Here is a 26,672-nt window from a genome sequence, read left to right as displayed (position 1 = left end):
GATGAGCGTTGTTTGTATAGGGGTGGCCGTAGGCTGCCCCTTTTTCATTTAAGAGTTGTGCGGCCAATCAGCGTTGAATGGTAGGTGGTGGTTACTCGTTACAGTGTAGACGTACATATATTAGCCACCTACACCCGAAGCGAGCTGACGTATCACGACGTTAGATAGCCATGCTGACGTAATAATAAGGCGCAGTCGTTAGCGTCAGGGGAGCCAAGAGGAGCAAATGCGATGGATATGAGCGAAGACGATATTGCCGAAAAAAAGTATCGCTCCATGTTGCCTGGCCCGCTTGGAGTGCTGGATACCTGGATCAGTAAAGGTGAAGCGGTCATCCTGGGTGCCGGTATTATCTTGATGGCGGTAAATACCGTGGCGAACGTTATTGGGCGGTTTGTTTTTGGAGAGAGCCTGCACTTTTCAGAGGAAGTAAACCGCATGTTAATCGTGTTGGTGACCTTTGCAGGTATTGGTTATGCCGCACGTCATGGCCGGCATATTCGGATGTCGGCCATTTATGATGCGCTGCCTACCGGCGGGCGTCGCTGGCTGATGATTTTTATCAGCCTGTTTACTGCGCTGGTAATGTTTGTGCTGTGCTACTACTCCGTGGGTTATATCAATACCGTAATGGGGCGTGGCCGCAGTCTTCCTTCTACCGGTATTCCCGCATGGTGGATGTACGTATGGGTGCCCATTGGGTTTGCAGTAACGGGGATTCAGTACCTGATGACGGCCTATACCAACGTGATTTCGAAAGATGTTTATCTCTCGACCCACGTAGTGGATGGCTATAAAGATACCGAAACGGAAGTTTAGGCCGCGAGGAACGACACATGACTGCAACGATAATTACAATCATGATCGTGCTGCTGCTGCTTGGCTTCCCGATGATGATTCCGCTAATGACCGCCGCCTTTGTGGGCTTTTTTATGAGTTTTGGCGGTTTAGGACAAATGGAAACCCTGATCCAACAGATGATGCGCGGGATAAGCCCTACCGCTCTTATCGCAGTGCCGATGTTTATTCTGGCGGCGGATATTATGACCCGTGGCCAGTCGGCTAATCGCCTGATTGATATGGTGATGACCTTTGTGGGGCATATCAAAGGCGGGTTGGCGGTAAGTACGGCTACTTCCTGCACGCTGTTTGGGGCAGTATCTGGGTCGACCCAGGCCACTGTTGTCGCTGTAGGTTCGCCGCTTCGCCCGCGGATGCTCAAGGCGGGCTATAAAGATCCTTTTACGCTTGCCCTGATTATTAACTCCAGTGACATTGCCTTTCTGATCCCGCCTAGCATCGGCATGATTATTTACGGGGTTATTTCGCAAACTTCCATTGCTGAGCTATTTATTGCCGGTATTGGGCCAGGACTGCTGATTCTGGGCATGTTCTCAATCTACTGCATCATTTACGCCATCGTTAATAAGGTGCCTACCGAGCCAAAAGCGACCTGGAAAGAGCGTGGGGTAGCGGTGCAAAAGGCGCTATGGCCGTTGGGCTTTCCTGTCTTGATTGTGGGCGGCATCTATGGCGGCGTATTCAGCCCGACTGAAGCTGCGGCAGCCTGTGTTCTCTATGCGGTGCTGCTTGAGTTTGTGATTTTCCGCTCCTTAAAGCTGCCGGATATGTTCACCATTGCCAAATCAACGGGCTTGATTACCGCGGTGGTATTTATTCTGGTGGCTGCAGGCAATGGGTTCTCCTGGATTATCTCTTTTGCCCAGATTCCCCAAGCGGTATTAGGCGCCTTTGGTATTAACGAAGCCGGGCCGGTAGGCGTATTGATCGCCATTTCCATTGCGTTCTTTGTCGCCTGTATGTTCGTTGATCCGATTGTGGTGATTTTGGTCCTTACGCCGATCTTTGCGCCGGCCATTGCGGCTTCTGGGCTTGACCCGGTGCTAGTAGGGGTGTTGATCACGCTCCAAGTGGCGATAGGTTCGGCCACGCCGCCCTTTGGGTGCGATATATTTACGGCCATCGCAATATTCAAACGACCCTATTGGGAAGTGATAAAAGGGACGCCGCCTTTCATCTTTATGCTGGTTTCCGCAGCGGCACTTATTATTGCGTATCCGCAGATTGCACTGTTCTTGCGAGACCTTGCCTTCCGCTAAACCACCACAAGGATAACGCGCATGTTTAACCGCATTTTAGTGCCCGTGGATGGCTCAAAAGGGGCAATCAAGGCGCTTGAAAAGGCCATTGGCCTACATATGCTAACCGGCGCTGAGCTTTATCTACTGTGTGTATTTAAGCACCACAGCTTGCTTGAGGCGTCGCTTTCCATGGTGCGGCCTAACAAGCTCGACATCCCCGATGACGCGCTGAAGGAGTACGCGACTGAAATTGCGGTACACGCTAAGTCCTACGCGATAGAGTTAGGTGCCGACAGCGTTAGGGTTAGGGCTTTTGTGAAAGGCGGACGCCCGTCGCGCACAATTGTGCGTTTTGCCCGCAAGCGAGAGTGCGATCTAATTGTGATTGGCGCCCAGGGTACCAACGGTGAGAAGAACCTACTGCTTGGCAGTGTTTCTCAGCGGGTAGCGGGTGCGGCACACTGCCCTACACTCGTGGTTTAATTCGCTAAACCTCTGCTCACATCTGCGGTCTGATAATCACCCGCCGTTTCAGGTAATGCAGCCTGGGGCGGCGGGTGTTAGTCTTTAAGGCACTAAATTTTTGGCGTACTGCGCCCCTGAATAAGGTTTTTTTCATGAAAGCACTGCTCTCTTCAACCGCATTAACGGGTTTATTACTGGTTGCGCCTTTTGCGGCGGCGGCTCCTGAAACTGACGAACAGCGCCTTGCTTACAGCTTGGGGGTGACGTTAGGTGAAAGCATGCAAGCCGATATCGAAGATCTTGACCTCGATGCCTTCACTGACGGCATGCGCGATGTATTTGAGGGCAATGAATTAGCGCTTAACGAAGAAGAGATGATGGAAGCGCTGGTGGATTTCCAAGCGCAATCAATGCAGGCCCGTGAACAGGAAGCCGCTGAAATTGCCCAGCTGAACCTAGAAGAGGGTGAAGCTTTCCTCGCTGAAAATGCCGAGCGCGATGAGGTAGAAGTAACGGATTCCGGCCTGCAGTACGAAGTGCTGGAGTCTGGCGACGGTGCGACACCCGGCGCTGAAGACACGGTTGAAGTTAACTATGAAGGCATGCTGCTGGATGGCACCGTGTTCGATAGCTCCTTTGAGCGTGGTCAATCGGTGAGCTTCCAAGTAGATCAAGTGATCGAAGGCTGGCAAGAAGCGCTGCAGCTAATGAGCGTTGGCGATAGCTGGATGCTGTATATTCCTGCCGAGCTTGCTTACGGTGAAGGCGGCCAAGGCCCTATCGGTCCGAACGAAATGCTGACGTTCCGCGTTGAACTACTAGGCGTCGAGTAAGCCATGCGCTCAGCCCCGTCTGCTTCTGTGCGTTGCCTGATGGGCGCGCTTATTATGCTGGGCAGCAGCGCTGCCTATGCTGAGACTCCGGCCCCTCTGCCCGAATTAAGTGCCGATAGTGACCAGGCCAGCGTGCTGGGCGTATCGTCCGGGGGCTATATGGCAGCGCAACTGGCGGTGGCATGGCCCGAGCGTTTTAGCGGTGTTGGGGTGCTGGCCGCTGGGCCATGGAGCTGTGCCCAAGGGGCATTAAGCCTTGCGCTTAACCAGTGCATGACAACCCGCCGTGGCCTACCTTCCCTGGATGACTTGGATGCACGGCGGGAGCGTTACGCCGCGCAAGAGCTGGTGGGCAGCCAGGAGGGACTCAGCCAACTGCGCGCCTATATCTGGCATGGCGCCGAGGACAGTGTGGTCACGCCTGAACTTGGAAGCCTGCTAGCGGAGCAGTGGGAAGCTTGGCTTGCCTCACCGGAAGAGCAGCTTCGCTGGGTTAAAAGCGAGGATACCGGTCATGGGTGGCCGGTGCGGTTGCCCCAAGAAGCGGCCATAGACCCTCAGGCGTTGGGTGGCTGCCGTCAGGGTGGTGGAAGCCATGTGTTGGCCTGCAATGAAGACGTCGCCAGCGAGATGTTGTCGTGGCTCTATCCCGAGCGCCCCTCTTCACCAAGTAGCGGTGAGCTCGTGGCGTTTGACCAGTCGGAATTTGCGGTAAAAGGGCTGGCGGATACAGGCTATGTGTTTATACCCGAGGCGTGCGAGGCGGGCGGCTGCCCGGTGTCCGTTGCACTGCATGGTTGCCAAATGAGCGTTGATGCCATTGGCGATACCTTTGTTCGTCACAGCGGCTTAAACCACTGGGCGGAAGAGTATCGGCAGGTGGTGTTATACCCTCAGGCCAAAAGTAGCATGGCTAACCCTCAAGGGTGCTGGGACTGGTGGGGCTTTGCCGAAAGTACTTGGCAGATAAATCCGCTTCACGACACCCGCGATGGCACACAAGTTAAGGCATTAATGGCCATGCTGGACAGGCTAGAAGATGAGGTGACAGAGGAGAGCGCGTCAGCTCACCAGGAGTGACGCGGCATCATCGCTCATCCATCCAGTTCGTTTTCCAATGCTGATATTAAGGCGTGGGGCGTGGGCGAGTAGAGTACTCGCTGCAAAATCTCGCCCTCACGGTTTACCAGGAAGAGCGATGCGCTGTGATCAATGGTGTATGACATCGCTGAATCAGGTGCTTCTACCCGGCGCCAGATGACCCCGTAGCGCGCCGCTACATCTTCAAGCTGTGTGGCACTTCCCACTAAGCCAATAAATTCGTCTCCGAAAAACTGCATGTACTCTTCCATTCGCGAAAGCGTATCACGCTCTGGATCGACGGTAATTAATAGGGGCAGTACGCGCTCGCGCTGTGTTTCGTCTAACTGGGCAAGCGCCTGGCGTTTAACGGCTTGATTGATGGGGCATACGTCGGGGCAGTAGGTATAGCCAAACGAGACAATAGCAATATCCCCTTCATCAAGCTGCGCCAAAGAGAAATCGCCGTGGGTCGAAGGCATCTCGATGGCCCCGCCTGCTGGCTCGCCACTATCGTTATTCAGGGTTGTTTGGTAGAGACCGATAAGGCTGATTATCACCAGTGCGACCAACAGCCCCAGGCCTAGCCACAGGGGTTTACGTTTTGTTCTAGCTGCCATGCTTATTAGCTCCGAATCACGTCAAAGTCGAACCAACTTCCCAACTTTCCTTCTGGGGTATCCAGTATGACACGCGCACGCCACGGCATAACGGCTTGCGTACAAATACCTACCTGACCTTGGCCATAAAAATAATCAGCGGCGGTCGCGGTTAAGCCAAAGCGGTGTAGGCCCATATCCATATCTCGGCCGATAAAATCAACGCTAACATGTTGGGCGTCAATACCTTCTACGTGTACTTCCAGCGGCACAATCTCCAACGCTTCAATACGCCCATCGGTATCTACCGTTAGCGTGATTCGCCCTTTGTCGCCGAGCATGGCAGTGCAGGGGTGGGTGTGTAAATCACAGCCAGCGTTGGGAGCAAACCAAGTGACATCGCTATCGTCCCGCAGCGAGTTGGCAAACACGTACCATGTGCAGGCGGCAAGGGCTAAGCCGGTCACAAGAATAAGCACTTTAAGTGCGGGAAAACCCGTAAAGTAGACAGGTTTAGACAATTTCTTCATGGCAGAATAGTCGCTACGCAGGCCGTGAGGCGGAGATGGGCTCATGGTAACAGCAATCGCGCAGATGTCCGCTGTGCTGGGATGTCGCACTTACTAAGGAACGACCATGGAGAGTATCACTGGTGCGTTAGGGCCGCTGTTTTTATTGATTTTGTTAGGGGCTGCGATTGGTTATGGGCGCTGGCCCAACGCTACCTTTTGGCCACAAATGGAGCGCTTAATCTATTTTGTGCTGTTCCCAGCCATGCTGGTAAGCACACTTGCCACCGCGGATGTAAGCCAAGTACCCGTGGGGCGGCTAGCGCTGGTGCTATTAGGTGCCATGGGGCTGTTTGGCCTTGGGTTGTGGCACTTTCGCGCTTGGTTGGGGTTATCGCCTGCGGCGTTTACGTCAGTGTTTCAGGGGGCGGTGCGTTTCAATACCTACGTGGGCGTGGCCGGTGCCGCGGCGCTACATGGCAGCCTTGGCGCCACGACGGCAGCGGTGGCGGTGGCCATCATGGTGCCGGTGGTTAACGTAATGTGTGTTGCAAGTTTTGTCGCCGCAGGCACCTTGGGGCGCGCAAGTATGGGTCAAAGCGCCATAGCGCTGGCGAAAAACCCACTAATACTGGCCTGCCTAGCGGGTATCGCATTAAACCTGACGGGGATGGGCTTGCCCGGTTGGAGTCAAGACACCGTGGAGCTGCTAGGGCGTGCGGCGTTGCCGTTAGGGCTAGTGGCTGTTGGCGTAGCACTGCGTCCGTCGGCGCTGCTGAGGTTTGACCGAGGCGTCATGGCCACCAACAGTGTCAAGCTGCTGTTAATGCCAGCGTTTGTTCTATTGCTGGCCTGGTCGATGGGGCTGGATGCGGTAAGCCGCGATGTAGCACTTTTATTTGCCGCACTGCCGACGGCGACGTCAGCTTACATCCTGGCTCGTCAGCTGGGTGGCGACGCGGAGATGATGGCTGCGATTATTACCGGGCAAACGCTGTTGGCAATGCTGACGTTGCCCTTTTGGCTGAAATTGGTGGTCTAGCTAAAAATAAATACAAACTATTCGCATTTGTGTTGACAGATTAAATGAGAATGATTATATTGTGATTGTCGGCGTTTGATGAGACGCCACGAACCTCGACAGATACTTGGTAAGCAGTATCAACTCATTTTCTGTCATGGTTTCTCCCTCTCATTGCTAGTCACGGTCTTTTGCCGCTCCCCTTGGAGCGGCTTCTTTTTTTCTAGCTACTCTTTTTCTAGTTACCCTCCTCTTTGTTGATCACCATTACGCTTATTTGTCACTTTTGGGCAGATAATGTCTCACGTCATGCTTAGCGTTAATCAGTTGCTGAGCGCCAATAACGAGCAAGGAGAAACCGCCATGCGCATCGCCGTCTTTAGCGCTAAACCCTACGATCAAACCTTTTTAACCCGGGCGAATGCCGCTAACCGCCATGAGCTGAGCTTTTTTGATGCGCGGCTGACCCATGACACCGCACCGTTAGCGAAGGGGTTTGACGGAGTATGCGTCTTTGTTAACGACCACGTGGATAGCGCTGTACTTGAGCAGCTTCACGCGGGTGGCACGCGCTTAGTGGCGCTGCGTTCGGCGGGCTTTAACCATGTGGATTTAGCGGCTGCCGAACGGCTTGGAATTACCGTGGCGCGGGTGCCCGCTTATTCGCCCCACGCGGTGGCCGAACACGCTGTGGCGTTGGTGTTGAGCCTGAACCGTATGACCTTTCGTGCCTATAACCGCGTACGGGAAGGTAATTTTGCGCTGGACGGCCTGCTGGGGTTTGACCTACATGGCAAAACCGTGGGCGTGATTGGTACCGGCCATATTGGGCTGATTTTTGCTGACATCATGCACGGTTTTGGTTGCCGTATTTTGGCTTATGACCCGCAACCTAACCCACAGGCCAAGGCGTTTGTAGAGTACGTGCCGCTGGAGTCACTTTACGCCCAGGCGGATATTATCTCGCTGCACTGCCCGTTAACCCCGGATACCGATCACTTGATTGATGCCGATGCTATTGCGTTAATGAAGCGGGGGGCAATGCTGATCAACACGGGGCGTGGCCGCGTGGTGGACACCTCGGCGGTGATTGCTGGTTTGAAAAGCGGCCATATCGGCCGCCTGGGTCTGGATGTCTACGAAGAGGAGGAGCAGCTGTTTTTCGAAGATTTATCCCACGGGATCATCGAGGATGACCAGTTTATGCGCTTAACCACTTTCCACAATGTACTGATTACCGGCCATCAGGCGTTTTTCACTAACGAAGCGCTCACCAATATTGCTGAAACGACCCTGGCCAATGTAGATGCCTTTGAATGTGGCAGCGGCACGTTGCACCGGGTCGTTTACAGCAAGCGCGTTTGAGAGATAGTTAAGCCGCTTTACCCGACGGCTGCGTCGCTTTTTAGTCTTCTCGGCGGTAGATCAAATCCCATACGCCGTGGCCGAGTTTTTCGCCGCGGGCTTCAAACTTCGTCAACGGGCGGAACGTCGGGCGCGGGACGTAGGGGGCAGTTTCTGCACTGGCTGTATTCGCGTAGCCGGGGGCGGCTTCCATGACCTCGGCCATCCACTCGGCGTAGGCTTCCCAGTCGGTGGCCATATGGAAAGTGCCGCCTGGCTTGAGACGCGTACGAATGAGCTCCACGAAAGCAGGCTGCACAATGCGCCGTTTGTGATGCTTCTTTTTGGGCCACGGGTCAGGAAAGAACAGCTGCAGCGTAGTCAGCGAGCCTTCTGGCAAGCACTGTTCAAGCACGGCGAGGGCATCTTCACGGTAAACGCGCAGATTAGATAGGCCGCGTTTATCCACCTCATCAAGCAGTTTGCCAACCCCGGGCGCATGAACCTCAATGCCAATGAAGTCAGTGTCCGGATGGCTTTCGGCCTGCTCAATCAGCGAATTGCCCATACCAAAGCCAATTTCCACCACGCGGGGCGCTTGGCGGCCAAACAGAGCGTCTAAATCCTGGCGGCCATCGGCGATGGTGAGTCCTAAGCGGGGCCATACTTCTTCCAGGCCACGGCTTTGGGCGGGGGTCATACGCCCGGCGCGAATCACATAGCTTTTAATGCCCCGGCGGTGCAGCGGGGCATCAACGCTTTCAGGGCCGGTGGTGCTGCTTTCGGGCGTGGTGTCGTTCGTATCGGTCATGGTGTCTCTGTTTCAGCCGTTAATCCGGCCTGCAAAAGGCGAAGAGGGGTCGGCGCTTTGGCGGCGCGGCATGCGGCCTGCCAAAAACGCATCGCGGCCTGCTTCTACGGCAAGTTTCATGGCGTTGGCCATGCGCAGCGGGTCTTGGGCATGGGCAATGGCGGTGTTGAGCAATACGCCATCGCAGCCCAGCTCCATGGCCATGGCGGCATCAGATGCCGTGCCAATGCCAGCATCTACCAGAACAGGCACGCTGCTCTGTTCAACAATCAGGCGCACGTTGTGGGGATTTTGAATGCCGTGACCCGAACCAATCAGCGAACCTAGCGGCATGATGGCGCAACACCCCATGGCTTCTAATTCCCGTGCCACGATAGGGTCGTCGCTGGTGTAGACCATGACATCAAACCCATCGGCCAGCAGCGTTTCGGCAGCTTTTAGGGTTTCGACCACGTTGGGGTAAAGCGTGTGGTCGTCGCCGAGCACTTCTAGCTTGACCAGGTTGTGGCCATCCAGCAGTTCCCGCGCCAGGCGGCAGGTGCGCACCGCATCTTTGGCGTTGTAGCAGCCCGCGGTGTTGGGCAGCAGGGTGTAGCGCTTAGGCGAAATCACATCCAGCAGGTTCGGAGCGTCGGCGTCCTGACCAAGGTTGGTGCGGCGCACAGCGAAGGTGACAATTTCTGCCCCGCTTTGGGCAATGGCAGCACCGGTTTCAGTAAAATCTTTGTACTTGCCGGTGCCCACGAGCAGGCGGGAGCTAAAGTCGCGTCCGGCGATGGTAAACGGTGTATCGGTCAGTTGCGTCATGACGAATCCTTGGAAAAAGCACAAGCGGAAGGCAGCGCTAGCCGCCGCCAATGGCGTGAACGACTTCGACCTGGTCGCCATCCGCTAAGAGGGTGGCGGCCAGCTGGCTTTTGGGCACAATCTGTTCATTAACTTCGACGGCGATACGGCGTCCGCTAAGGCCCAACTGTTCCACTAGGTCTGCGGCGGTTAGGCGAGGAGCAATGGCGTAGGGTTCGCCGTTGAGCGTAAGCTGTATCGACTCATTGAGGGTAGACATAAACGGTGAACGTCCCATTTTTGTGAGGCAAAACGCGCTCTATTGTAGCGGTTTAGCGGCGTGCAAGGTATGCGGTGACGTTAATATCTGAGCGTTTTAATCAGTAAACGGTGGTTATCAAGATTTATCAAGAGGAGTAAAACGTGCAGCGAGTAGATAGTCTGTGGTGGTGTTTAGTGGCGCTTTCCGGTGCGCTGATGGTGATGTTAGGTGCCTACGCTGCCCATGGGTTGGCGGCGAGCGCTGGTGCGGCGATGGTCGATATTGTGGAAACCGGCGTGCGCTACCAAGCTTGGCATACCTTAGCGATGTTGGCTGTGTTGGTCTGGCGCAGCAGCTGCCCTCTGGCAGGGCAGCGGGTTGTACTAACGCTCTGGGTGCTGGGAATCATCGCTTTTTCAGGCTCGCTCTACCTGATGGCTTTGGCAGGGCTAAGCCTGGGTATCGTGACCCCGGTTGGCGGGTTGTTGTTAATGTCAGGTTGGCTGGCACTTGGGGCGGTGGCGCTTTTTAGTCGCCCCAAGTCAACCTCCGCCGTTGATTCTGCCAGTTAGCTAACCTGTTGGCGCCTGGGTGATGCAATGAGCACTTGTTGTGCTGCTGGCGCGCTTGAGGATGCGGGCAGTGTAAAGCCGCTCACAGCGAGCATTAGGGTGTCGGCGGTGCCGGATAGCTGCTCAGCCATACTGTGCGAGTTATCCACTGCTTCGCGTGACAGCTCCAAGGCATTGTAAATCTCGTTAACGCTTTGCTCTAGCTCTTCTACGCCTTGATGCTGTTGTTGTAACGCGCTGTCCATATTGGTTAAACGCATAGCCACTTGTTCAAAGCTTTGGATAAGCGACTGAGTGGTTTTAGCGATCGTCGTGGTCTGATCAACGCCTTGAGAGACTTGGTCAGTCGTGACCGCAATGGTTTGACGTATCCGAGAAGCGGTGCTCTGGGTGTTTTTTGACAGCGTGCGAACCTCGTTGGCGACGACAGCAAAGCCTCGCCCGTGCTCGCCGGCCCTGGCCGCCTCAACCGATGCATTGAGTGCTAACAGGTTGGTTTGAAACGTAATGTTGTCAATTTCGCTCAGCATTTCGTGGATTTTACCCGCATGCTGATTAATCAAACGCATCATCTCGCGCATTTCTTCGACCTGCTCACCGTTTTGGCGAGCGACTTGCTCAGCATGATTGGCCAGATCGCGAATGTGCTGGGACTCTTCAGCGGTTTCGCGCGTGGTGGCCGACAGCTCGGCGGTGCCGGTAGAGATGCGTTCGGTTTGGCTACTATTACGTGCTGTTTGCGTGCGTAACTGTTCCTGAGCAACAAAAAGTTGCTGGCTGTAGTCGGTGACTTGGCTTGCCGCGGTTTGTGTCTTGCGCAAGCTTTCAGCGACTTGGTCACGCATGTTGATGATGGCGGCGACCCCGGGCAACTGCTGCTCTGTATCGCTAAACATCATGTCTAACTTGCCGCCGCCTGCGGCAACAGCAAAGCGACTAACGTGCAGGCTTTCTTTCACCATCCTTTCCAGCACTTTGGCCAGGTAGCCTAAAATAATCACCTGTGCGACCACGGCACCGCCATGCATCAGCAAGCAGTACAGTAAGTCCATGGCGCCATGGGTCGTTTCGCCGTGGGCCATACTTGCCATGTCGCCCATGCTGGTATAGAGCTGAACGACGCCTTGATATTGAAGCCACGTAAAAAGCACATGGTGAAGCGCAATCACCAGCCCACCAAAGGCAATAACCCGCCAATCGCTGTAGAGAATCAATACTGATAGCAGGATGAAAATACTAAAGTGCGCTTCAATCATCCCACCGCTTTGTTCGATTAGGGTCGCCGACCAAACCATCATCACCGCGGCTTTAACGAATCCGTTGGCAATGTGCCCAGTCAGCTTCTGCTGGAGGATATAAGTAAGCGGAAGGGTAATAACCGCTACCACGGCAACAAGCAGCAGCGTTTGCGTGAAAACCCCAACGACCAAACACAGGAGAGCAACAAAGCCTAACGGCCACCACATAAGCTTGTCGGTACGCGCAATATGGTGCGAAAAAGAAGCATTGGTCATTAAGAGTGTTCCTTGCCTGCCTGTTGAGGCGTTATCAAGCGTTGCTACTATTATCGGCGTGGTGGTCAATGCCTTTAATGAAAATACATATAGCTAGAGAGAATATAAAGAAATAACGTTTATTACGATAAAAGGGCCACCAACGTTAAATTTAAGCGGGTAGCGCATAGCTGGCGGTGACATGAACCACAGGCTTGGTCTCGTCACTGGCGGAAAAAATCTGCACTTCACCCACCGCCAGGCGACGGCCCAGCTTGATTAGCTTGGCGTGGGCGATAATGTCGTGATCGCCCGACGCCGCCCTCAGGAAGTGGCAGTTTAAGTCGCTGGTGACCGCCATGGCTTCCGGGCCAATTTGCGCCAGAATCGCCACGTAAAGTGCCACATCGGCAAAGCCCATCATGGTGGGGCCAGAAACGCGGGGGCCAGGGCGAAGGTGTTCATTGCCAATCGTTAAGCGCATGGTGGCGCACATATCGCCGACGCTCTCTATCTTGCCCATGCGTTGAGGAAATACATCATCGAGGAAGTGTTCGATTTGTTCGGCGGTCATGACGGTCATTGTTATTTTCCTGTGATTGGTTTCGTTAACGTAAACGTAAGCATGTTATTAAGCTAAACAAAAGCCCCTCAAGGTGCGAGACCATGAGGGGCTTTTAGCGACTATTGTCTAGTCAGCGCGAAGCGTTTACTTCGCTTTATGCACCTGACGCCACGCGTGCAGTAGCGGCTCAGTGTAGCCGGAAGGCTGTTCACGGCCTTTGAATACCAGGTCTGAGGCCGCTTTAAAGGCAGTAGAGCCTTCAAAATCGGCGCTCATGGCGGTATACATTGGGTCGCCAGCGTTCTGCTCATCGACCACCTTAGCCATACGCTTCAGTGTCTCTTCTACCCGCGCTGCATCCACAATGCCGTGGTGCAGCCAGTTGGCAATGTGTTGGCTGGAAATACGCAGCGTAGCGCGGTCTTCCATCAAGCCGACGTTATGGATATCCGGTACTTTCGAGCAGCCCACGCCGTGCTCTACCCAGCGCACTACGTAACCCAGAATGCCCTGGCAGTTGTTGTCCAACTCCTGCTGGATCTCTTCGTCCGACCAGCTGGGGTTTTCCGCCACCGGTACGGTTAGCAGGTCATCGAGGTAGTCTGGCTCACCTTGGGCTTCTAATTCGCGCTGAACATCAGTGACGTTTACCTGATGGTAATGCAGTGCGTGTAGCGCCGCAGCGGTAGGCGACGGCACCCATGCGGTGTTGGCACCGGCTTTCGGGTGACCAATTTTCTGCTCCAGCATGCTGTGCATCAGGTCAGGCATGGCCCACATGCCTTTACCGATCTGGGCACGACCACGCAGGCCACAGGCCAAGCCGATCTGTACGTTGTTTTTCTCGTAAGCAGAGATCCACGCAGCGCTTTTCATATCGCCTTTGCGAACCATCGGGCCTGCTTCCATGGCGGTGTGCATTTCGTCACCGGTGCGGTCGAGGAAGCCGGTGTTGATGAACACAACGCGGGAGGTGGCTTCAGCAATACACGCTTTCAGGTTGACCGTGGTGCGGCGCTCTTCGTCCATGATGCCCATTTTTAGGGTGTCACGGCTCATGCCCAGAATGTCTTCCACACGGGAGAACAGTTCATTGGCAAAGGCCACTTCCTTCGGACCGTGCATCTTCGGCTTAACGATATATACCGAGCCTGTGCGGGAGTTACGCGCTTGGTCGGCGTCTTTTTTCAGGTCGTGCAGGGCAATCAGTGAGGTGACCACAGCATCCAGAATGCCTTCCGGTAGCTCGTTGCCGTTCTCGTCCAGCACCGCTGGCGTGGTCATCAGGTGGCCCACGTTACGCACAAACAGCAGCGAACGGCCGGGCAACGTGACGCTTCCGCCATCGGTGGTTTTCCACGTGCGGTCATCGTTCAGCTTACGGACAAACGTTTTGCCGCCTTTATCGATGCTTTGTTCCAGGTCGCCCTTCATCAGGCCGAGCCAGTTACGGTATACACCCACTTTATCTTCAGAATCGACCGCGGCAATGGAGTCTTCGCAGTCCATAATGGCCGTTAGCGCCGCTTCTGCCACCACGTCTTTTACGTGGGCGGGGTCGGTTTTACCGATCGGATGGCTGGCGTCGATCTGGATTTCCAGGTGCAGGCCGTTGTTGGCCAGCAGGATTGCTTCTGGGGCAGATGCTTCGCCGTTAAAGCCGATCAGCTTGCCGGAATCTTTCAAACCGGTTTCGCGACCGCCTTCCAGCGTGACCACCAAGTGTTCGTCGCGAATAACGTATTTAATCGCATCCCGGTGCGAGCCAGTGGCCAGCGGCGCTGCGCGGTCCAGCACGCCACGGGCGTAGGCAATCACCTTTTCGCCGCGCTTGGGGTTAAAGCTGGAGCCTTTCTCAGCGCCATTCTCTTCTGAAATTGCATCGGTGCCGTACAGCGCATCGTAAAGGCTGCCCCAGCGCGCGTTAGCCGCATTTAGCGCATAACGGGCGTTGCTCACCGGCACTACCAACTGTGGGCCTGCTTGAACAGCGACTTCACGGTCAACATTGGCAGTGGTGGCTTTTACGCTGTTCGGTGCATCGACGAGGTAACCGACTTCTTTCAAAAAGCGGCGGTAAGCAGGCATGTCGCTAACTGGACCGGGGTTTTCACGGTGCCAGGTATCGAGCTTCTCTTGCAGCACATCGCGCTTTTCGAGTAGTTGGCGGTTTTTTGGGGTCAAATCATGAAACAAGGCATCGACACCGGCCCAAAAAGCGCTTTCGTCGACGCCGGTACCCGGCAGAGCTTGCTCGTTGATGAAGCGGTCTAGGTCGGCTGCCACCTGTAAACGGTGACGCGTGATACGCTCACTCATGGGGTCTCTCCTGTGAAGGTGCCCGTGGGTTAAGGAAAGGTCCACGGTCAGGGTAAAGGTATATTTATGGAAAATACTTCCATATCTGAACGTACATGTAAACAGCCTACTCTTTAAAGCGGCAAAATGCTCGACCAAATGATGAGAAAGGTAGCCCCTATTGCCTGACTCTTGGCCAATGGAAGGTGGCATTTATGGAGCGACGTTGATGCATAATTTCCAACACTTGGAAGGCTTGTTTCGGCAAGCGGCAGGTAAGTCATCGCTCTCATGCTTACGGCTGGGTGACGCGCTAACAGACGCCGTAAATGACTATTTTTGCCATTACGGTTTAGAAGCACTGCTCAATGACACCAGCGAGGTGCATGCCGGATTCATTGATACGGGCCGTTTTGCCCTGTGGTGCCAGGTGTGGAGCCCTCCTAGGCCCACTGGAACCGCATTTGTCATTCACGGTTACTTTGACCATTTAGGGCTTTACCGGCACTTGCTTGGCTGCCTGCTGGCGCAGGGGTGGCGGGTGGTGCTTTGGGACTTGCCCGGTCATGGGCTTTCCAGCGGCCCCCGGGCAGAGATCGAAGACTTTGACGATTATCAGCACTGCTTAATGCATTTGCAGACTGCCCTGCAAGTTCAGGGTATGGCTCCTAAGCCGTGGCTGGGCGTAGGGCAAAGTACCGGTGCGGCGATACTGGCAACCGATGCCCTTACCCGACGGGAAGCATCCGGCTGGTCGGGCATTGTGCTGCTGGCGCCGCTAGTGCGCCCCTGGCGCTGGAGCCAAGCCAGCTGGTTGCATCTGATAGCCAGCCCGTTTGTGAAGGAGCTGCCGCGTAATTATCGGCCCAACTCCACCGATGAGCAGTTTACTGAGTTTCTCCGCGACCACGACCCGCTCCAGCCCGAGCGTTTAAGCGTTGTCTGGATTACTGCCATGCGCCGCTGGATGCCGCGGTTGCTGGCGCTGCAGCCCAACCCCTTGCCTACCTTGATTCTGCAAGGTGAGCAGGATTTAACCGTCGACTGGGAGTGGAACTTAGATGTGTTAGCGGAGAAATTCCCTAATGCTGAGGTGCACCGCCACCCAGATGCCCGCCACCATCTCGTCAACGAAGCGGAACCTATCCGCGATGTGCTATTTGAAGCGCTGGATCATTTTGTCGAGAGTGTGCGTTAAGCCCCTTTCAACATTCGATCTAACTGCCGGTAGCCGATGGCTTCGATAAAGTGAGGCTGTGAGGGTTTAGGCTCGCCCTGTAGATCCGCCAGGGTGAGCGCAACGCGAAGCACGCGATGGTAGGCGCGGGCGGAAAGCTTGAGCTTTTCCAGCACGCTTGCCAGCCAGGCGCGCTCTTCGTCGTTAAGCGCGCAGGCGGCTTCTAATGCTTTGCCACTCAGCTGGCTGTTAAGTGCGCCTCGGGCCATCTGCCGTTCGCGTGCGGCCATTACGCGCTCCCGCACGGCACTTGAAGGCTCGCCCTGGGTTTGGGCGGTGAGTTGCTCGGGTGGCAGCGCGGGGACTTCCACCTGTAGATCAATACGGTCAAGAAGCGGGCCTGAAAGCCGTGCTTGATAGCGCTGAATTTGGCTGGCGCTGCACTGGCAGCGTTGGCGTGGGTCGCCTAAGTGCCCGCAGGGGCAGGGGTTCATGGCGGCTACGAGCTGAAATTGAGCAGGGTAGCGGCGCTCGTGGCTGGCGCGGGCTAGATGTATGGTACCTGTTTCTAGGGGTTGCCTCAGCACTTCTAAGACGTTGCGGGAGAACTCCGGCAGCTCGTCTAAAAACAGCACGCCGTGGTGAGCCAGCGAGATTTCCCCTGGTTTGGGTTTAGAGCCTCCGCCTACCAGTGCGGCGGCGCTGGCGCTGTGGTGGGGTTGGCGAAACGGCCGCTGGCCCCAGTCGGCTTCTAACGGCAGCCCACATACGGAGCGCACCGCGGCGACTTCTAACGCATCCTCTTCTGAAAGCGGCGGCAGAATGCCGGGCAAGCGGCTGGCCAGCATGGTTTTGCCGGTGCCTGGCGGCCCTGCCAGTATCAGGTTGTGGCCGCCAGCAGCAGCGACTTCTAGCGCTCGGCGCGCTTGATGCTGGCCGCGCACGTCGGCTAAATCTGCCATGGGGGCAGTGGATTTAACTGACGCAGAGAGCTGATGGGGTGTGATTTTTTCCTGGCCCAAAAGGTGAGCAACTACCTGCCAGAGCGAGTCAGCGGGCAGAACGGGTAGATCGCCAGCCAGCGCCGCTTCATCGGCGCAGGCGCGAGGAATAATCAGCGCCTTGTTCGCTCGCCGGGTGGCCAAAGCAAAGGGCAGCACGCCGGGCACGGCGCGCAGCTTGCCATCTAGCGCTAGCTCGCCCGCGCACTCCATGCCTTCCAATGCTTCTACAGGTATCTGCCCGGAGGCGGCAAGAATGCCCAGGGCAATGGGAAGATCAAACCGGCCGCCCTCTTTGGGCAGGTCGGCGGGGGCAAGATTCAGGGTGATGCGTTTGGTGTTGGGAAAGTCAAAGCCTGCGTTGATGAGTGCGCTACGCACACGTTCGCGGCTCTCTTTCACCGCGGTTTCCGGCAGCCCCACCAGCGTAAGTCCCGGCAACCCATTGGCTAAATGAACCTCTACATGTACCGCCGGTGCCTCTAAGCCAACGCCTGCGCGTGTGGCAACAATGGCTAATGTCATCGCGCTCCCTCGCTACTTGTTATCATCCAGGTTTAGCCAAATCTTACTTTATTTTAACCAAGTAAACCTAGTAGTCGCCCTGGATTAGCTACCACTGTTCCTTCAGCGGCGATGGCGTGCTGTAGGGAGAAGTCGGGATAATCATGCATCACATTGGCGCAGGAGGGCGGCGGCAGGCGTATCAACGCACTGCCGTCTTGGTGACGCGTTTACGCTTACTCGTCGGTGGCGTTCGGCTTTGCAGCAGCCCCTGGCTGGATAGGCTTTGTCGAGTCGGTGTGATCAGGCGTAGGGGGCACCTCGGCTTCAAGCGGCGTGGTGTTGTTTGCCACAGAGGCTTCTACCGTGGCTTCTAAGCTAGCCACCTGACGCTCCAGGGCTTCAACCCTTGCGCGAGTGCGCTGTAGCACATCCATCAGAATATCAAAGTCTTCTCGTGACACGAGTTCCAGCCGGTCAAAGGCGCCGCGCACGACTTGCTGTACGCCTTTCTGGATATCTTCGGGAGCGTGGGATGCGTTTTGTAAACGATCGCCAATCTGCTGAGCGAGACGGCTGATGCGGTCTTGGGGCGCCATAGTTCTCTCCTTAAACGAACACGCATAAATGTGAACTGCTTAATAGTAAGGATACGCAACCCTTCGCTAATACGCATGTGTCGTTTGCATTTGTGCGCTCAGATTGTCGTTGCATTGAAATGGGGCGCGCAGCTTTTTTGAATGATCACTTATGGTGCAGCGCCATGCTGCGCGCTATTTCAATTCTTGTCCTAAGCGTATTAAAGGTTCCGTATATTTTGTCAAGTTACTGACTTTAATAATAAAAAAATCGAGTGGCACGGTATGCGCATTAACGAGATAAGCACTTATTTCGGGCGACCATGTCGCCTCCTATTCAGCAGGGCTAATCCAGCAGGGGAGAACCGGGATGAAACTCATCACCGCTATCATCAAGCCATTCAAGCTTGACGACGTTCGTGAAGCGCTCGCCGACAACGGCGTTCAGGGCATCACGGTTACAGAGGTCAAAGGCTTTGGTCGTCAAAAGGGGCATACCGAGCTATATCGCGGCGCAGAGTATGTGGTCGATTTTCTACCCAAAGTAAAAGTTGAAGTTGCTGTTGATGATGCGCGTCTGGAAAGCGTTCTTGATGCTATTTGCAGCGCGGCGAACAGCGGCAAAATCGGGGACGGCAAGGTCTTTGTAACACCCCTTGAAGACGTGATTCGGATCCGTACCGGTGAGCGCGGCGCTGACGCCGTGTAATCCAGCCAGCTAATAACATCTTTCTATGGTTAATGGGGAACTGACAATGAACGAGCTTGCAGAGTTGAGTTACGCGCTCGACACCTTCTACTTCTTAATGTGTGGCGTGTTGGTCATGTGGATGGCGGCTGGCTTCTCGATGCTGGAAGCCGGTTTGGTGCGCTCTAAAAATACCGCCGAAATTCTCACCAAAAACATCGCGCTGTTTGCAATTGCCTGCACCATGTACCTCCTGCTGGGTTACTACCTGATGTACTCCAGCGCGGAAGGTGGTTTCTTGCCTAACCTTGGTTTCTTGCTAGGCGGTGAAAACAGCGCCGATGCGGTAACCGCGGGCGGTGATGACGCGCCTTACTACTCCATGCGTGCAGATTACTTCTTCCAAGTAGTATTTGTTGCCACGGCGATGTCGATTGTGTCGGGTGCGGTTGCCGAGCGCATGAAACTGTGGGCGTTTTTAGCCTTTGCTGTTGTGATGACGGGTGTGATTTATCCGGTATCGGGCTACTGGACGTGGGGCGGCGGCTGGATTGATGCGATCGGCTTCTCAGACTTTGCAGGTTCGGGCATTGTTCACATGGCTGGTGCGGCAGCTGCCTTAGCCGGTGTGCTGGTATTAGGTCCACGTAAGGGTAAATACGGTAACGACGGCACTATCCGGGCTATTCCTGGGGCTAACCTGCCGTTGGCAACGCTGGGTACCTTTATCCTGTGGATGGGCTGGTTCGGCTTTAACGGTGGCTCTGAGCTGAAGGTATCAGACGTTGACTCCGCTAATAATGTTGCACAAGTCATGGTAAACACCAATGCAGCAGCGGCGGGCGGTGTTATTGCTGCGCTTATCCTGGCGAAGCTATGGTTCCGCAAGGCAGACCTGACGATGGCGCTTAACGGTGCACTGGCGGGCTTGGTGGCGATTACGGCTGAACCTTTGGCGCCCACTGCCTTCGGCTCGATGCTGATCGGTATGGTGGGTGGCCTGATCGTTGTGGTTTCCATCGTGATGCTCGACAAGCTGAAGCTTGATGATCCGGTCGGTGCGATCTCGGTGCACGGTGTGGTAGGCATCTGGGGCTGTCTGGCAGTGCCTCTGTCTAACGCTGATGCCACCTTTGGGGCGCAGATCATCGGTATGCTGGGCATCTTTGCCTGGGTCTTCTTGGCGAGCCTGGTGGTATGGCTGGTGCTGAAAGCCATCATGGGTATCCGCGTTAGCGAAGAAGAAGAGTATGAAGGGGTGGATATCGCTGAGTGCGGACTTGAAGCCTACCCTGAGTTTAGCGTTAAGAAATAAACGTGCGCTAATGAAGTGAGCCGGCGCGTGGCCTCCCTAACCGGGAGGCCTTTTTGTTTTAGGATACGCTTAGGCTACATTTGCGTTGATTTTTTATTCTCCGCCGGTAGCGGTGTATGCTTAACGGTAACGGGGGATGGGCTTTAACCACAGTGGCCCGCCAACCTTCGACAATAGGCCACCAAGCTAGAGGATGTCGCAATGAAATTAATCTCAGCCATTATCAAGCCGTTTAAGCTTGATGACGTACGCGAATCACTCTCTGATATCGGCGTGCAGGGCATTACAGTCACTGAAGTGAAGGGCTTTGGTCGTCAAAAAGGCCACACAGAGCTATACCGTGGTGCAGAGTATGTGGTGGATTTTCTGCCCAAAGTAAAGCTGGAGGTGGCGGTCGATGACGATATGGCGGAGCAGGTCATCGATGCCATTACGCAGGTCGCCAATACAGGCAAGATTGGCGACGGCAAAATCTTTGTCATGCCGCTTGAACAGGTGATCCGTATTCGTACCGGTGAAACCGGAAAAGACGCGGTTTAGGTTAACTGTGAATAGTGAGTGGGGAAGGGTAAGTAAAAAGCAGTCAGTTTTTGCACTGTAATCAGTTTTTGAACTGTAAATAGTAAGCAGCACAAAGCCCCTGTGGAACAACTCCAGCAGGGGCTTTGTATTAGTGATGTGGTCATTAAAGTGACTAGAATTTTTCTACTCACGACTCACGACTCACGACTCACGACTCACGACTCACGACTCACGACTCACGACTCACGACTCACGACTCACGACTCACGACTCACTTCTCAACAAAGGCACGTTCAATCACGTAGTCGCCCGGCTCGCCCATACGCGGGGAGATATTCAGGCCCAGCTCGTCCAGGAGTGCGCTGGTGTCGTCGAGCATGGCGGGGCTGCCGCAGATCATTGCACGGTCTTGGCGCGGGTCGATGGGCGGAAGGCCGGTATCTTCAAACAGTTTTCCACTGCGGATATGGTCGGTCAGGCGGCCCATGGTGTGGAACTCTTCACGGGTGACGGTGGGGTAGTACACCAGCTTCTCGGCGACTTCTTCGCCCAGATATTCGTGCGCAGGTAGCTCTTTGGTGATGAAGTCGGCGTAAGCCAGCTCCGAGACTTCTCGCACGCCGTGGATTAGCACTACTTTCTCAAAGCGCTCATACACCTCAGGGTCTTGGATCAGGCTCATAAAGGGCGCAAGACCGGTGCCGGTGGAGAGCATGTAAAGGTTGCGACCCGGCAGCAGGTCGTCGCATACCAGCGTGCCGGTGGGCTTGCGGCTGACCATAATTTGATCGCCCACTTTTAAGTGCTGCAGGCGCGAGGTGAGCGGGCCGTCGGGCACTTTAATACTGAAAAACTCCAGGTGGTCTTCGTAGTTAGGGCTGGCGATGGAGTAGGCACGCATCAGCGGTTTGCCGTTTACTTCCAGGCCGATCATCACAAACTGACCATTTTTGAAGCGCAGGCTGCGCTCGCGGGTGGTGCGGAAGCTAAACAGGGTGTCGTTCCAGTGATGAACGCTGAGGACTTCTTCTAGGGCAAACTTGCTCATGCTGACTCCTCTAGGGGCAGAGTGGGCTACGCCTCGCCGCCATATTCTAAAAAAGAATAAAAAATAGCTGTATTTGATGCTGCTAATTCTAAATAACGGGTGGTATATCTGTTAAGTGAATTATACTGATAACACTTATCTAAAAAATAGATATAGAGCCCCCGGATAGATAGGTCACTGCTATGCATTACACCCTGCGCCAGCTAGAGGTCTTTGTGGCGGTTGCCCAGCACGAAAGCGTTTCCCATGCAGCGCGTGCGCTTGCCATGTCTCAGTCCGCGACCAGTACGGCGTTGGCGGAGCTAGAGCGCCAATTCGACTGCCAACTGCTGGATCGTATAGGTAAGCGGTTAAAGCTTAATGCGCTCGGTTTTCAGCTGTTGCCCAAAGCCGTGGCCTTGCTGGACCGTGCCGAAGAAGTGGAGGAGCTACTGCGCGGCCAGCAGGGGGTGGGCGCGCTAGATGTCGGGGCAACCCTTACCATTGGCAACTACTTAGCCACGCTGCTGATTAGTGACTTTATGCAGCAGCACCCCGGCAGCCGCGTGCGTCTAGCGGTGCGCAATACGCGGCATATCATCGAAGGCGTGCGCCAGCACTCGCTGGATTTGGGGCTGATTGAAGGGCAGTGTGATGACGAGATGATTATCAGCCAGCCTTGGGTCGAAGATGAGCTTTGCGTGTTCTGCTCGCCGCGCCATCTACTGGCGGGGCGTGAGCATCTGGAGCTGGAACAACTGCTGCGTGAGGATTGGATAATGCGCGAAGAGGGCTCAGGTACGCGCATGACCCTTGAGCACGCCGCCCGCCACCGGCGCAGTCGGTTTAATACCCTGCTGGAGCTTGAGCATACCGAAGGCATTAAACGGGCGGTTGAATCGGGCCTGGGTATCGGCTGCGTTTCCAGGTTGGCGCTGCGCGATGCCTTCCGACGGGGCAGCTTAGTGCCGCTGCCCACGCCGGAGTTAGACTTAAGACGCCAGTTCACCTTTATTTGGCACCGCCACAAGCACCTCACCACCGGGGTGCGTGAGTTCCTGCGGCTCTGCCGCGAAATGACCGCGGGCGCTAAGCGTAGCGATGATATTCCGCTACCGCCGATTCCTTAGCCCATCAGCGGAACGTTTCTGGGGCCGGCAGTGAATACTCTTTAAGCGCCTCGCTGCCAGTCGTTTCAAGTGTGAAGCCACCTACCAATGCGGCCAACCGATCGGCTTGGTCTTTCAGCTGTTCGGCAGCGGTGGTGGATTCTTGCACCAGGGCAGCGTTTTGCTGGGTCATCTGGTCTAGGTCGGTCACCGCAATACTGACCTGGCTGATGCCATCGTTCTGTTCTTGCGCTGCAGTGCTGATGTCCCCCAGCATTTGAGTGACGCGCGTTACGCTCTGGGCCAGCTCACGCATAGCGGCTTCGGCATCGCGCACCATTTGGGTGCCGCTCTCTACTTTGTTGGCTGAGGCATCAATGCGCTGGCGAATATCTTTGGCGGCGTCGCTACTACGCGACGCTAATTTGCGTACTTCATCTGCTACAACAGCGAACCCTCGACCATGTTCCCCCGCCCGAGCGGCTTCGACGGATGCGTTTAGCGCCAGCAGGTTGGTTTGGAAGGCAATGCCATCAATGACGCTGACAATGCTCTGTATCTCATCAGAATTGGTACGGATATCCGTCATTGTGGTGACCACCTGCTCAAATGCGCTATCCGTGCGGGATGCTAGCTCCGATGCGGTTTCGGAAAGCCCACTGGCTTCCTTAGAGGCGTGGGTGGTATGGCTAACGGTGCTGCTAATCTCTTCCATAGCAGAAGACGTTTGTTGCAGGCTGGCAGCGGCCTGTTCGGTTCGCCGTGAAAGATCGTGGCCCCCTTGGGTAATCTCATTAGCGGCATGATTGACCGCTTCGCTGCTGCGCCGTACATCCAGTAAAATCGCTTGGATTTTGGCGGCAAAAGCATTGAATTGCTCGGCTACCGCTGCGCTTTCGTCGCGGCCATGTACCAGCAAACGCTGGGTAAGATCGCCACTACCCGAGGCAATTTCCTGCATACGGTTAGCAAGCCGCTTTAGGGGTCGTGCGATTCGCCCACCAATCCACCAAAGGGCTATGACGCCAATAGAGGCAAGTAACAGGCCAACAATCGTCATGCCGATCGTGTTTTGCTGGCGCTGGTCGCCGAGCAAACCTTGCAGCGTATTTAGCTCTGCCAGTACCAGTGACTCGGGTAGCTGCAACACCAGCATCCAAGGCTGCTCGGTACCCAGAGGAATAGGCTGGTAGCGCTGCAGCATGCCGTCATCTAGGCTGCTGTGGAGACTGCCCTGAGAGGCCGCTTGGGCAATCCCAGACATCAGCGTATTACTAAGCGATTCGCTTGCTGGTAAGCCAAGGCCACTTTCGCCTGCGGTGTCCGCTACTAAGCCGCCACGGCCGGCTACTAGCGCCATGCGGCCTGCTCCGTTATAGAGGGGTTGATTGGCTTCGTTTAATAGCGTTTGAATAAAGTTAAGCGATAGGTCCACCCCTGCGACGCCACGAAACTCCCCATCCACCACGATCGGTGCGTTGAAGGAGGTGACCAGTTCTGTGACGCCGTCATAGTCGTAGGCGGCGGGGTCAATAATGCAGGGGGCCAGCGTTTCGCGCGGGCACAGGTAGTACTCACCTTCGCGAACGCCACTGGCTAGACGTGTTTGGCTCTCCATGGTATCGCCCAGGGGCAGTACCGCCAGGGAGCCGTCTCCGGTACGGTACCACCAGGGCATAAAACGGCCGCTGCCGTCATGTCCGTAGCGCTCATCACCCGCGTAGCGTGCGTCATCCCCAAAGGCGTTGGGCTCCCAGCCAATAAAGGCATCCAAAAGAGCAGGGTTATCGGCGACGGTTTGGCGAACCAGGTTCGATAACTGGCGGCGGCTCAGGTGTAACGCTCGGAACCCTTCTTCATCTTCTACGCCCATCAAGGCATTGGTAGATGCCAGTTGAGACGCGAGGGTCATCGCTGTGTCTAACTCTCGGCGGATGCGCTCGCCCTCTGCATCGGCAATGGCATCCAGCCGCGCATCAAGCGCGCCCTTAATTAAGGGGCGTGTATAGTCATCCACCGTTTGTTGGGTGCGGGCGGCGGCAATTAAGTTATACGCCACCAGCGCTGCAACGATGGCAAGTAAGCAAGGCGCGGCTAAGGCAACCACAAACGAGCGTAAAGAGCGAAAATGCATAAGCGTGGCTATCCCTTTAAGGCCATATATGGGCGAGGGCTTTCAAGTGCCTGGGGCGTTGCTGACGACAGCTTAAAGCTGCTGATGGTGCCCTTAAGGTGATCGGCCTGCTCTTTTAGCTGTTCCGCAGCGGTAGTGGACTCTTCCACCATGGCGGCATTCTCTTGGGTCATACGGTCAAGTTCCGCCACGGCGATATTGACTTGCTTAATGCCATCGCTCTGCTCGCTAGTCGCGGAGTTGATTTCCTCCAGCACATCAGCAACACGGGTAATATGGGCCACGATATCCTGCATGGTAGCCCCTGCGTTTTGCACTAATGTGGTGCCGTTATTCACTTTGCTTTGTGAATCTTCGATCAATTTCTGAATATCGTTGGCCGCGTCACTACTGCGCCCTGCTAATTTGCGTACTTCATCGGCCACGACCGCAAAGCCTCGGCCATGCTCCCCCGCCCGGGCGGCCTCTACTGAGGCGTTGAGGGCCAGTAAGTTGGTTTGAAAGGCAATGCTGTTCATGAGCGTGACGATCTCACCAATTTTGTTGGAAGACTGGGAGATGTCTTCCATGGTAATGACCACGTTAGCCACCACTTGTCCTCCTTCTTTAGCCACTTTCGAGGCTGTATGGGAGAGCTTGTTGGCTTCTTGAGCGGAGGCGGCGGTGTGCTCGACCGTGCTCGTTATCTGCTCCACTGAGGCAGAGGTTTCCTGCAGATTAGACGCTGCGTTCTCGGTACGTCGGGATAAGTCCTGGCCGCCCAGGGCGATTTCGTTTGCCGCATGGTGAACCGACTCGCTGCTGGTGCGTACATCGATCAATACCGCTTCCATTTTGCCGACAAAACGGTTGAAGGCGCTGGCGATTTGGGAAACCTCGTCGTTGCCCTCTTCTGGCAGGCGCTGGGTTAAATCGCCCTCTCCAGAGGCAATGTTATCCATTGCATTACGCACCCCGAGTAAGCGGCGCAGCAGCAGTGAGAGCAGCATACTAAAGACAACTGCGGTAATGGCGGCGACAATTAGCAGCGTTACTATCGATGTGGTGGCAATGGCGCGCAGCCCTGCGGTCGCTTCTTGTTCATCGAGTGCAACGATGAGCTGCCAACCGCTACTGCCGCCGACATAGCTCCCCATAAGCAGCTTATCGCTGTTTTGCAGCTTAAGTGCTTGGGGCTCATTGCCTTGGATGATTTGGCTAAGGCGTTCATTGGTAAGGTCTCCACTCAACTGCGTGGAAGCTTCAAGCGTTAATTCAGCATCAGGATGGGCGACGAGGGTGCCGTCTTCTGTTGTTAAAAAGCCAAAACTGGAAGGCGTAGGCGCAATGCCTGAGACGATATCGATGACGTCACCAATGCTAATGTCAGCACCAATAACGGCGGCAAGCTGACCGTTTTGGTAGAAAGGGCGTGCAAAGGTAACAATCAATCCACCTGATTGAGCATCCACATAAGGCGCTGTAATAATAGTATCTTGTGCTTCAGCAGCCTCTAGATACCAAGGGCGCTGCCGTGGGTCGTAATCACTGGGGGGTTGCCATTCGTCAGAAAATACGGCCGCTGATGTAGAAGGGTAGGCAATATAGGTGGACATAAAACTGCCGGAATCAGCTAGCTGACGTAATGCAGCCAGTGGGGAGTCGCTAGCGACCGTATCTTCCATGCTGGCGAGCATCGTATAACGGGCGTTAAACCACTCATTAATGGCTTGTGTGTTGCCGTCTACGACGGCGCTTAAGTTACGGCTAATTTGTTGACTGTTGTGATGCTTAACAGTGGTATAGCTGGCAATGCCGTTAATAATCAGAGCGAGGGTAATTGCCGTTAGGGCAGCAAGTAAGATTCGTATGCGAAGGGAGGAAAACATGGTCGCTCT

26 protein-coding genes are annotated in these 26,672 nt (G+C 55.2%); 13 read left to right on the top strand and 13 right to left on the bottom strand.

Annotated features, from left to right (window positions below):
* Nucleotides 1-231 precede the first annotated feature (231 nt).
* From P8S54_RS10570 to P8S54_RS10550, 5 genes are all read left to right on the top strand, one after another.
* The gene (locus P8S54_RS10570; protein WP_281441714.1) at nucleotides 232-819 is read left to right on the top strand and encodes a TRAP transporter small permease; all 588 of its coding nucleotides are present in this window, start codon (nucleotides 232-234) and stop codon (nucleotides 817-819) included.
* A 17-nt stretch (nucleotides 820-836) separates the two neighbouring features.
* Nucleotides 837-2,120 (top strand): TRAP transporter large permease, encoded by a 1,284-nt coding sequence (locus tag P8S54_RS10565; protein WP_281441713.1) that lies wholly within the window; start codon nucleotides 837-839, stop codon nucleotides 2,118-2,120.
* A gap of 21 nt (nucleotides 2,121-2,141) precedes the next feature.
* Entirely contained in the window at nucleotides 2,142-2,585 is a 444-nt protein-coding gene (locus P8S54_RS10560) for a universal stress protein (RefSeq protein ID WP_281441712.1), read from the top strand.
* Between the two features lie 134 nt (nucleotides 2,586-2,719).
* On the top strand, nucleotides 2,720-3,400 hold the full coding sequence (locus P8S54_RS10555) for an FKBP-type peptidyl-prolyl cis-trans isomerase (RefSeq protein WP_281441711.1): 681 nt from the start codon (nucleotides 2,720-2,722) through the stop codon (nucleotides 3,398-3,400).
* A 3-nt stretch (nucleotides 3,401-3,403) separates the two neighbouring features.
* Nucleotides 3,404-4,480 (top strand): PHB depolymerase family esterase, encoded by a 1,077-nt coding sequence (locus P8S54_RS10550; protein ID WP_281441710.1) that lies wholly within the window; start codon nucleotides 3,404-3,406, stop codon nucleotides 4,478-4,480.
* A gap of 14 nt (nucleotides 4,481-4,494) precedes the next feature.
* Here the strand turns inward: P8S54_RS10550 and P8S54_RS10545 are convergent, their stop codons facing one another.
* Nucleotides 4,495-5,100, bottom strand: coding sequence for an SCO family protein (locus P8S54_RS10545; protein ID WP_281441709.1), 606 nt, complete (start codon nucleotides 5,098-5,100; stop codon nucleotides 4,495-4,497).
* Between the two features lie 5 nt (nucleotides 5,101-5,105).
* Nucleotides 5,106-5,654, bottom strand: coding sequence for a hypothetical protein (locus P8S54_RS10540; protein ID WP_281441708.1), 549 nt, complete (start codon nucleotides 5,652-5,654; stop codon nucleotides 5,106-5,108).
* Nucleotides 5,655-5,715: 61 nt separating this feature from the next.
* Here P8S54_RS10540 and P8S54_RS10535 point away from each other — a divergent pair, with 61 nt between their 5' ends.
* Both P8S54_RS10535 and P8S54_RS10530 read left to right on the top strand, forming a co-directional pair.
* Nucleotides 5,716-6,630 (top strand): AEC family transporter, encoded by a 915-nt coding sequence (locus tag P8S54_RS10535; RefSeq protein WP_281441707.1) that lies wholly within the window; start codon nucleotides 5,716-5,718, stop codon nucleotides 6,628-6,630.
* A gap of 342 nt (nucleotides 6,631-6,972) precedes the next feature.
* Entirely contained in the window at nucleotides 6,973-7,974 is a 1,002-nt protein-coding gene (locus tag P8S54_RS10530; protein WP_281444095.1) for a 2-hydroxyacid dehydrogenase, read from the top strand.
* A 40-nt stretch (nucleotides 7,975-8,014) separates the two neighbouring features.
* Here P8S54_RS10530 and trmB read toward each other — a convergent pair whose 3' ends face one another.
* The 3 genes from trmB to thiS are packed head-to-tail and all read right to left on the bottom strand — an operon-like array spanning nucleotide 8,015 to nucleotide 9,830.
* Nucleotides 8,015-8,764 (bottom strand): tRNA (guanosine(46)-N7)-methyltransferase TrmB, encoded by a 750-nt coding sequence (trmB, locus tag P8S54_RS10525; protein WP_281441706.1) that lies wholly within the window; start codon nucleotides 8,762-8,764, stop codon nucleotides 8,015-8,017.
* Between the two features lie 12 nt (nucleotides 8,765-8,776).
* The gene (locus P8S54_RS10520) at nucleotides 8,777-9,571 is read right to left on the bottom strand and encodes a thiazole synthase (protein ID WP_281441705.1); all 795 of its coding nucleotides are present in this window, start codon (nucleotides 9,569-9,571) and stop codon (nucleotides 8,777-8,779) included.
* A gap of 37 nt (nucleotides 9,572-9,608) precedes the next feature.
* Nucleotides 9,609-9,830: a sulfur carrier protein ThiS gene (gene thiS, locus P8S54_RS10515; RefSeq protein WP_009098316.1), complete on the bottom strand. Its 222-nt coding sequence runs from the start codon at nucleotides 9,828-9,830 to the stop codon at nucleotides 9,609-9,611.
* 143 nt (nucleotides 9,831-9,973) lie between these two features.
* On the opposite strand from thiS, the gene P8S54_RS10510 reads away from it, so the two are divergent.
* Nucleotides 9,974-10,384, top strand: coding sequence for a DUF423 domain-containing protein (locus P8S54_RS10510; protein WP_281441704.1), 411 nt, complete (start codon nucleotides 9,974-9,976; stop codon nucleotides 10,382-10,384).
* Here P8S54_RS10510 and P8S54_RS10505 read toward each other — a convergent pair.
* The 3 genes from P8S54_RS10505 to P8S54_RS10495 form a co-directional block, all read right to left on the bottom strand.
* Nucleotides 10,381-11,898 carry a methyl-accepting chemotaxis protein gene (locus P8S54_RS10505; protein ID WP_281441703.1) on the bottom strand — a complete coding sequence of 506 codons (1,518 nt, stop codon included), beginning with the start codon at nucleotides 11,896-11,898 and terminating at the stop codon, nucleotides 10,381-10,383. The two genes, P8S54_RS10510 and P8S54_RS10505, sit on opposite strands and share 4 nt — an antisense overlap.
* 151 nt (nucleotides 11,899-12,049) lie before the next feature.
* Nucleotides 12,050-12,460: a PaaI family thioesterase gene (locus P8S54_RS10500; protein WP_281441702.1), complete on the bottom strand. Its 411-nt coding sequence runs from the start codon at nucleotides 12,458-12,460 to the stop codon at nucleotides 12,050-12,052.
* Between the two features lie 126 nt (nucleotides 12,461-12,586).
* On the bottom strand, nucleotides 12,587-14,761 hold the full coding sequence (locus tag P8S54_RS10495) for a malate synthase G (protein WP_281441701.1): 2,175 nt from the start codon (nucleotides 14,759-14,761) through the stop codon (nucleotides 12,587-12,589).
* Nucleotides 14,762-14,969: 208 nt separating this feature from the next.
* On the opposite strand from P8S54_RS10495, the gene P8S54_RS10490 reads away from it, so the two are divergent.
* On the top strand, nucleotides 14,970-15,938 hold the full coding sequence (locus P8S54_RS10490) for an alpha/beta hydrolase (RefSeq protein ID WP_281441700.1): 969 nt from the start codon (nucleotides 14,970-14,972) through the stop codon (nucleotides 15,936-15,938).
* Here the strand turns inward: P8S54_RS10490 and P8S54_RS10485 are convergent.
* Both P8S54_RS10485 and P8S54_RS10480 read right to left on the bottom strand, forming a co-directional pair.
* Nucleotides 15,935-17,443, bottom strand: coding sequence for a YifB family Mg chelatase-like AAA ATPase (locus P8S54_RS10485; protein WP_281441699.1), 1,509 nt, complete (start codon nucleotides 17,441-17,443; stop codon nucleotides 15,935-15,937). The two genes, P8S54_RS10490 and P8S54_RS10485, sit on opposite strands and share 4 nt — an antisense overlap.
* 215 nt (nucleotides 17,444-17,658) lie before the next feature.
* Nucleotides 17,659-18,021, bottom strand: coding sequence for an accessory factor UbiK family protein (locus P8S54_RS10480; protein WP_009098331.1), 363 nt, complete (start codon nucleotides 18,019-18,021; stop codon nucleotides 17,659-17,661).
* Nucleotides 18,022-18,370: 349 nt separating this feature from the next.
* Between P8S54_RS10480 and P8S54_RS10475 the strand changes: the two genes are divergently transcribed.
* The 3 genes from P8S54_RS10475 to glnK all read left to right on the top strand — a co-directional run bounded on the left by P8S54_RS10475 (nucleotide 18,371) and on the right by glnK (nucleotide 20,543).
* Nucleotides 18,371-18,709 (top strand): P-II family nitrogen regulator, encoded by a 339-nt coding sequence (locus P8S54_RS10475; RefSeq protein ID WP_007112359.1) that lies wholly within the window; start codon nucleotides 18,371-18,373, stop codon nucleotides 18,707-18,709.
* A gap of 46 nt (nucleotides 18,710-18,755) precedes the next feature.
* Entirely contained in the window at nucleotides 18,756-20,003 is a 1,248-nt protein-coding gene (locus P8S54_RS10470) for an ammonium transporter (protein ID WP_281441698.1), read from the top strand.
* 201 nt (nucleotides 20,004-20,204) lie between these two features.
* Complete coding sequence (glnK, locus tag P8S54_RS10465) at nucleotides 20,205-20,543, top strand: P-II family nitrogen regulator (protein WP_009098335.1); 339 nt, start codon at nucleotides 20,205-20,207, stop codon at nucleotides 20,541-20,543.
* A 253-nt stretch (nucleotides 20,544-20,796) separates the two neighbouring features.
* Here the strand turns inward: glnK and P8S54_RS10460 are convergent, their stop codons facing one another.
* Nucleotides 20,797-21,573, bottom strand: a complete 777-nt coding sequence (locus P8S54_RS10460; RefSeq protein WP_009098338.1) for a ferredoxin--NADP reductase — start codon at nucleotides 21,571-21,573, stop codon at nucleotides 20,797-20,799.
* 182 nt (nucleotides 21,574-21,755) lie between these two features.
* Between P8S54_RS10460 and P8S54_RS10455 the strand changes: the two genes are divergently transcribed.
* A complete protein-coding gene (locus P8S54_RS10455) occupies nucleotides 21,756-22,682 on the top strand; it encodes a LysR family transcriptional regulator (protein ID WP_281441697.1) in 927 nt (308 codons plus the stop codon).
* 4 nt (nucleotides 22,683-22,686) lie between these two features.
* Here P8S54_RS10455 and P8S54_RS10450 read toward each other — a convergent pair whose 3' ends face one another.
* The gene (locus tag P8S54_RS10450) at nucleotides 22,687-24,795 is read right to left on the bottom strand and encodes a methyl-accepting chemotaxis protein (protein WP_281441696.1); all 2,109 of its coding nucleotides are present in this window, start codon (nucleotides 24,793-24,795) and stop codon (nucleotides 22,687-22,689) included.
* A gap of 8 nt (nucleotides 24,796-24,803) precedes the next feature.
* A complete protein-coding gene (locus tag P8S54_RS10445; protein WP_281441695.1) occupies nucleotides 24,804-26,663 on the bottom strand; it encodes a methyl-accepting chemotaxis protein in 1,860 nt (619 codons plus the stop codon).
* Nucleotides 26,664-26,672 lie beyond the last annotated feature (9 nt).

Source organism: Halomonas sp. M1 (assembly GCF_029581375.1).
GTDB lineage: Bacteria > Pseudomonadota > Gammaproteobacteria > Pseudomonadales > Halomonadaceae > Vreelandella.
The sequence above is the reverse complement of the archived record's forward strand: the minus strand, read 5'-3'. Positions and strand labels throughout refer to the sequence as shown.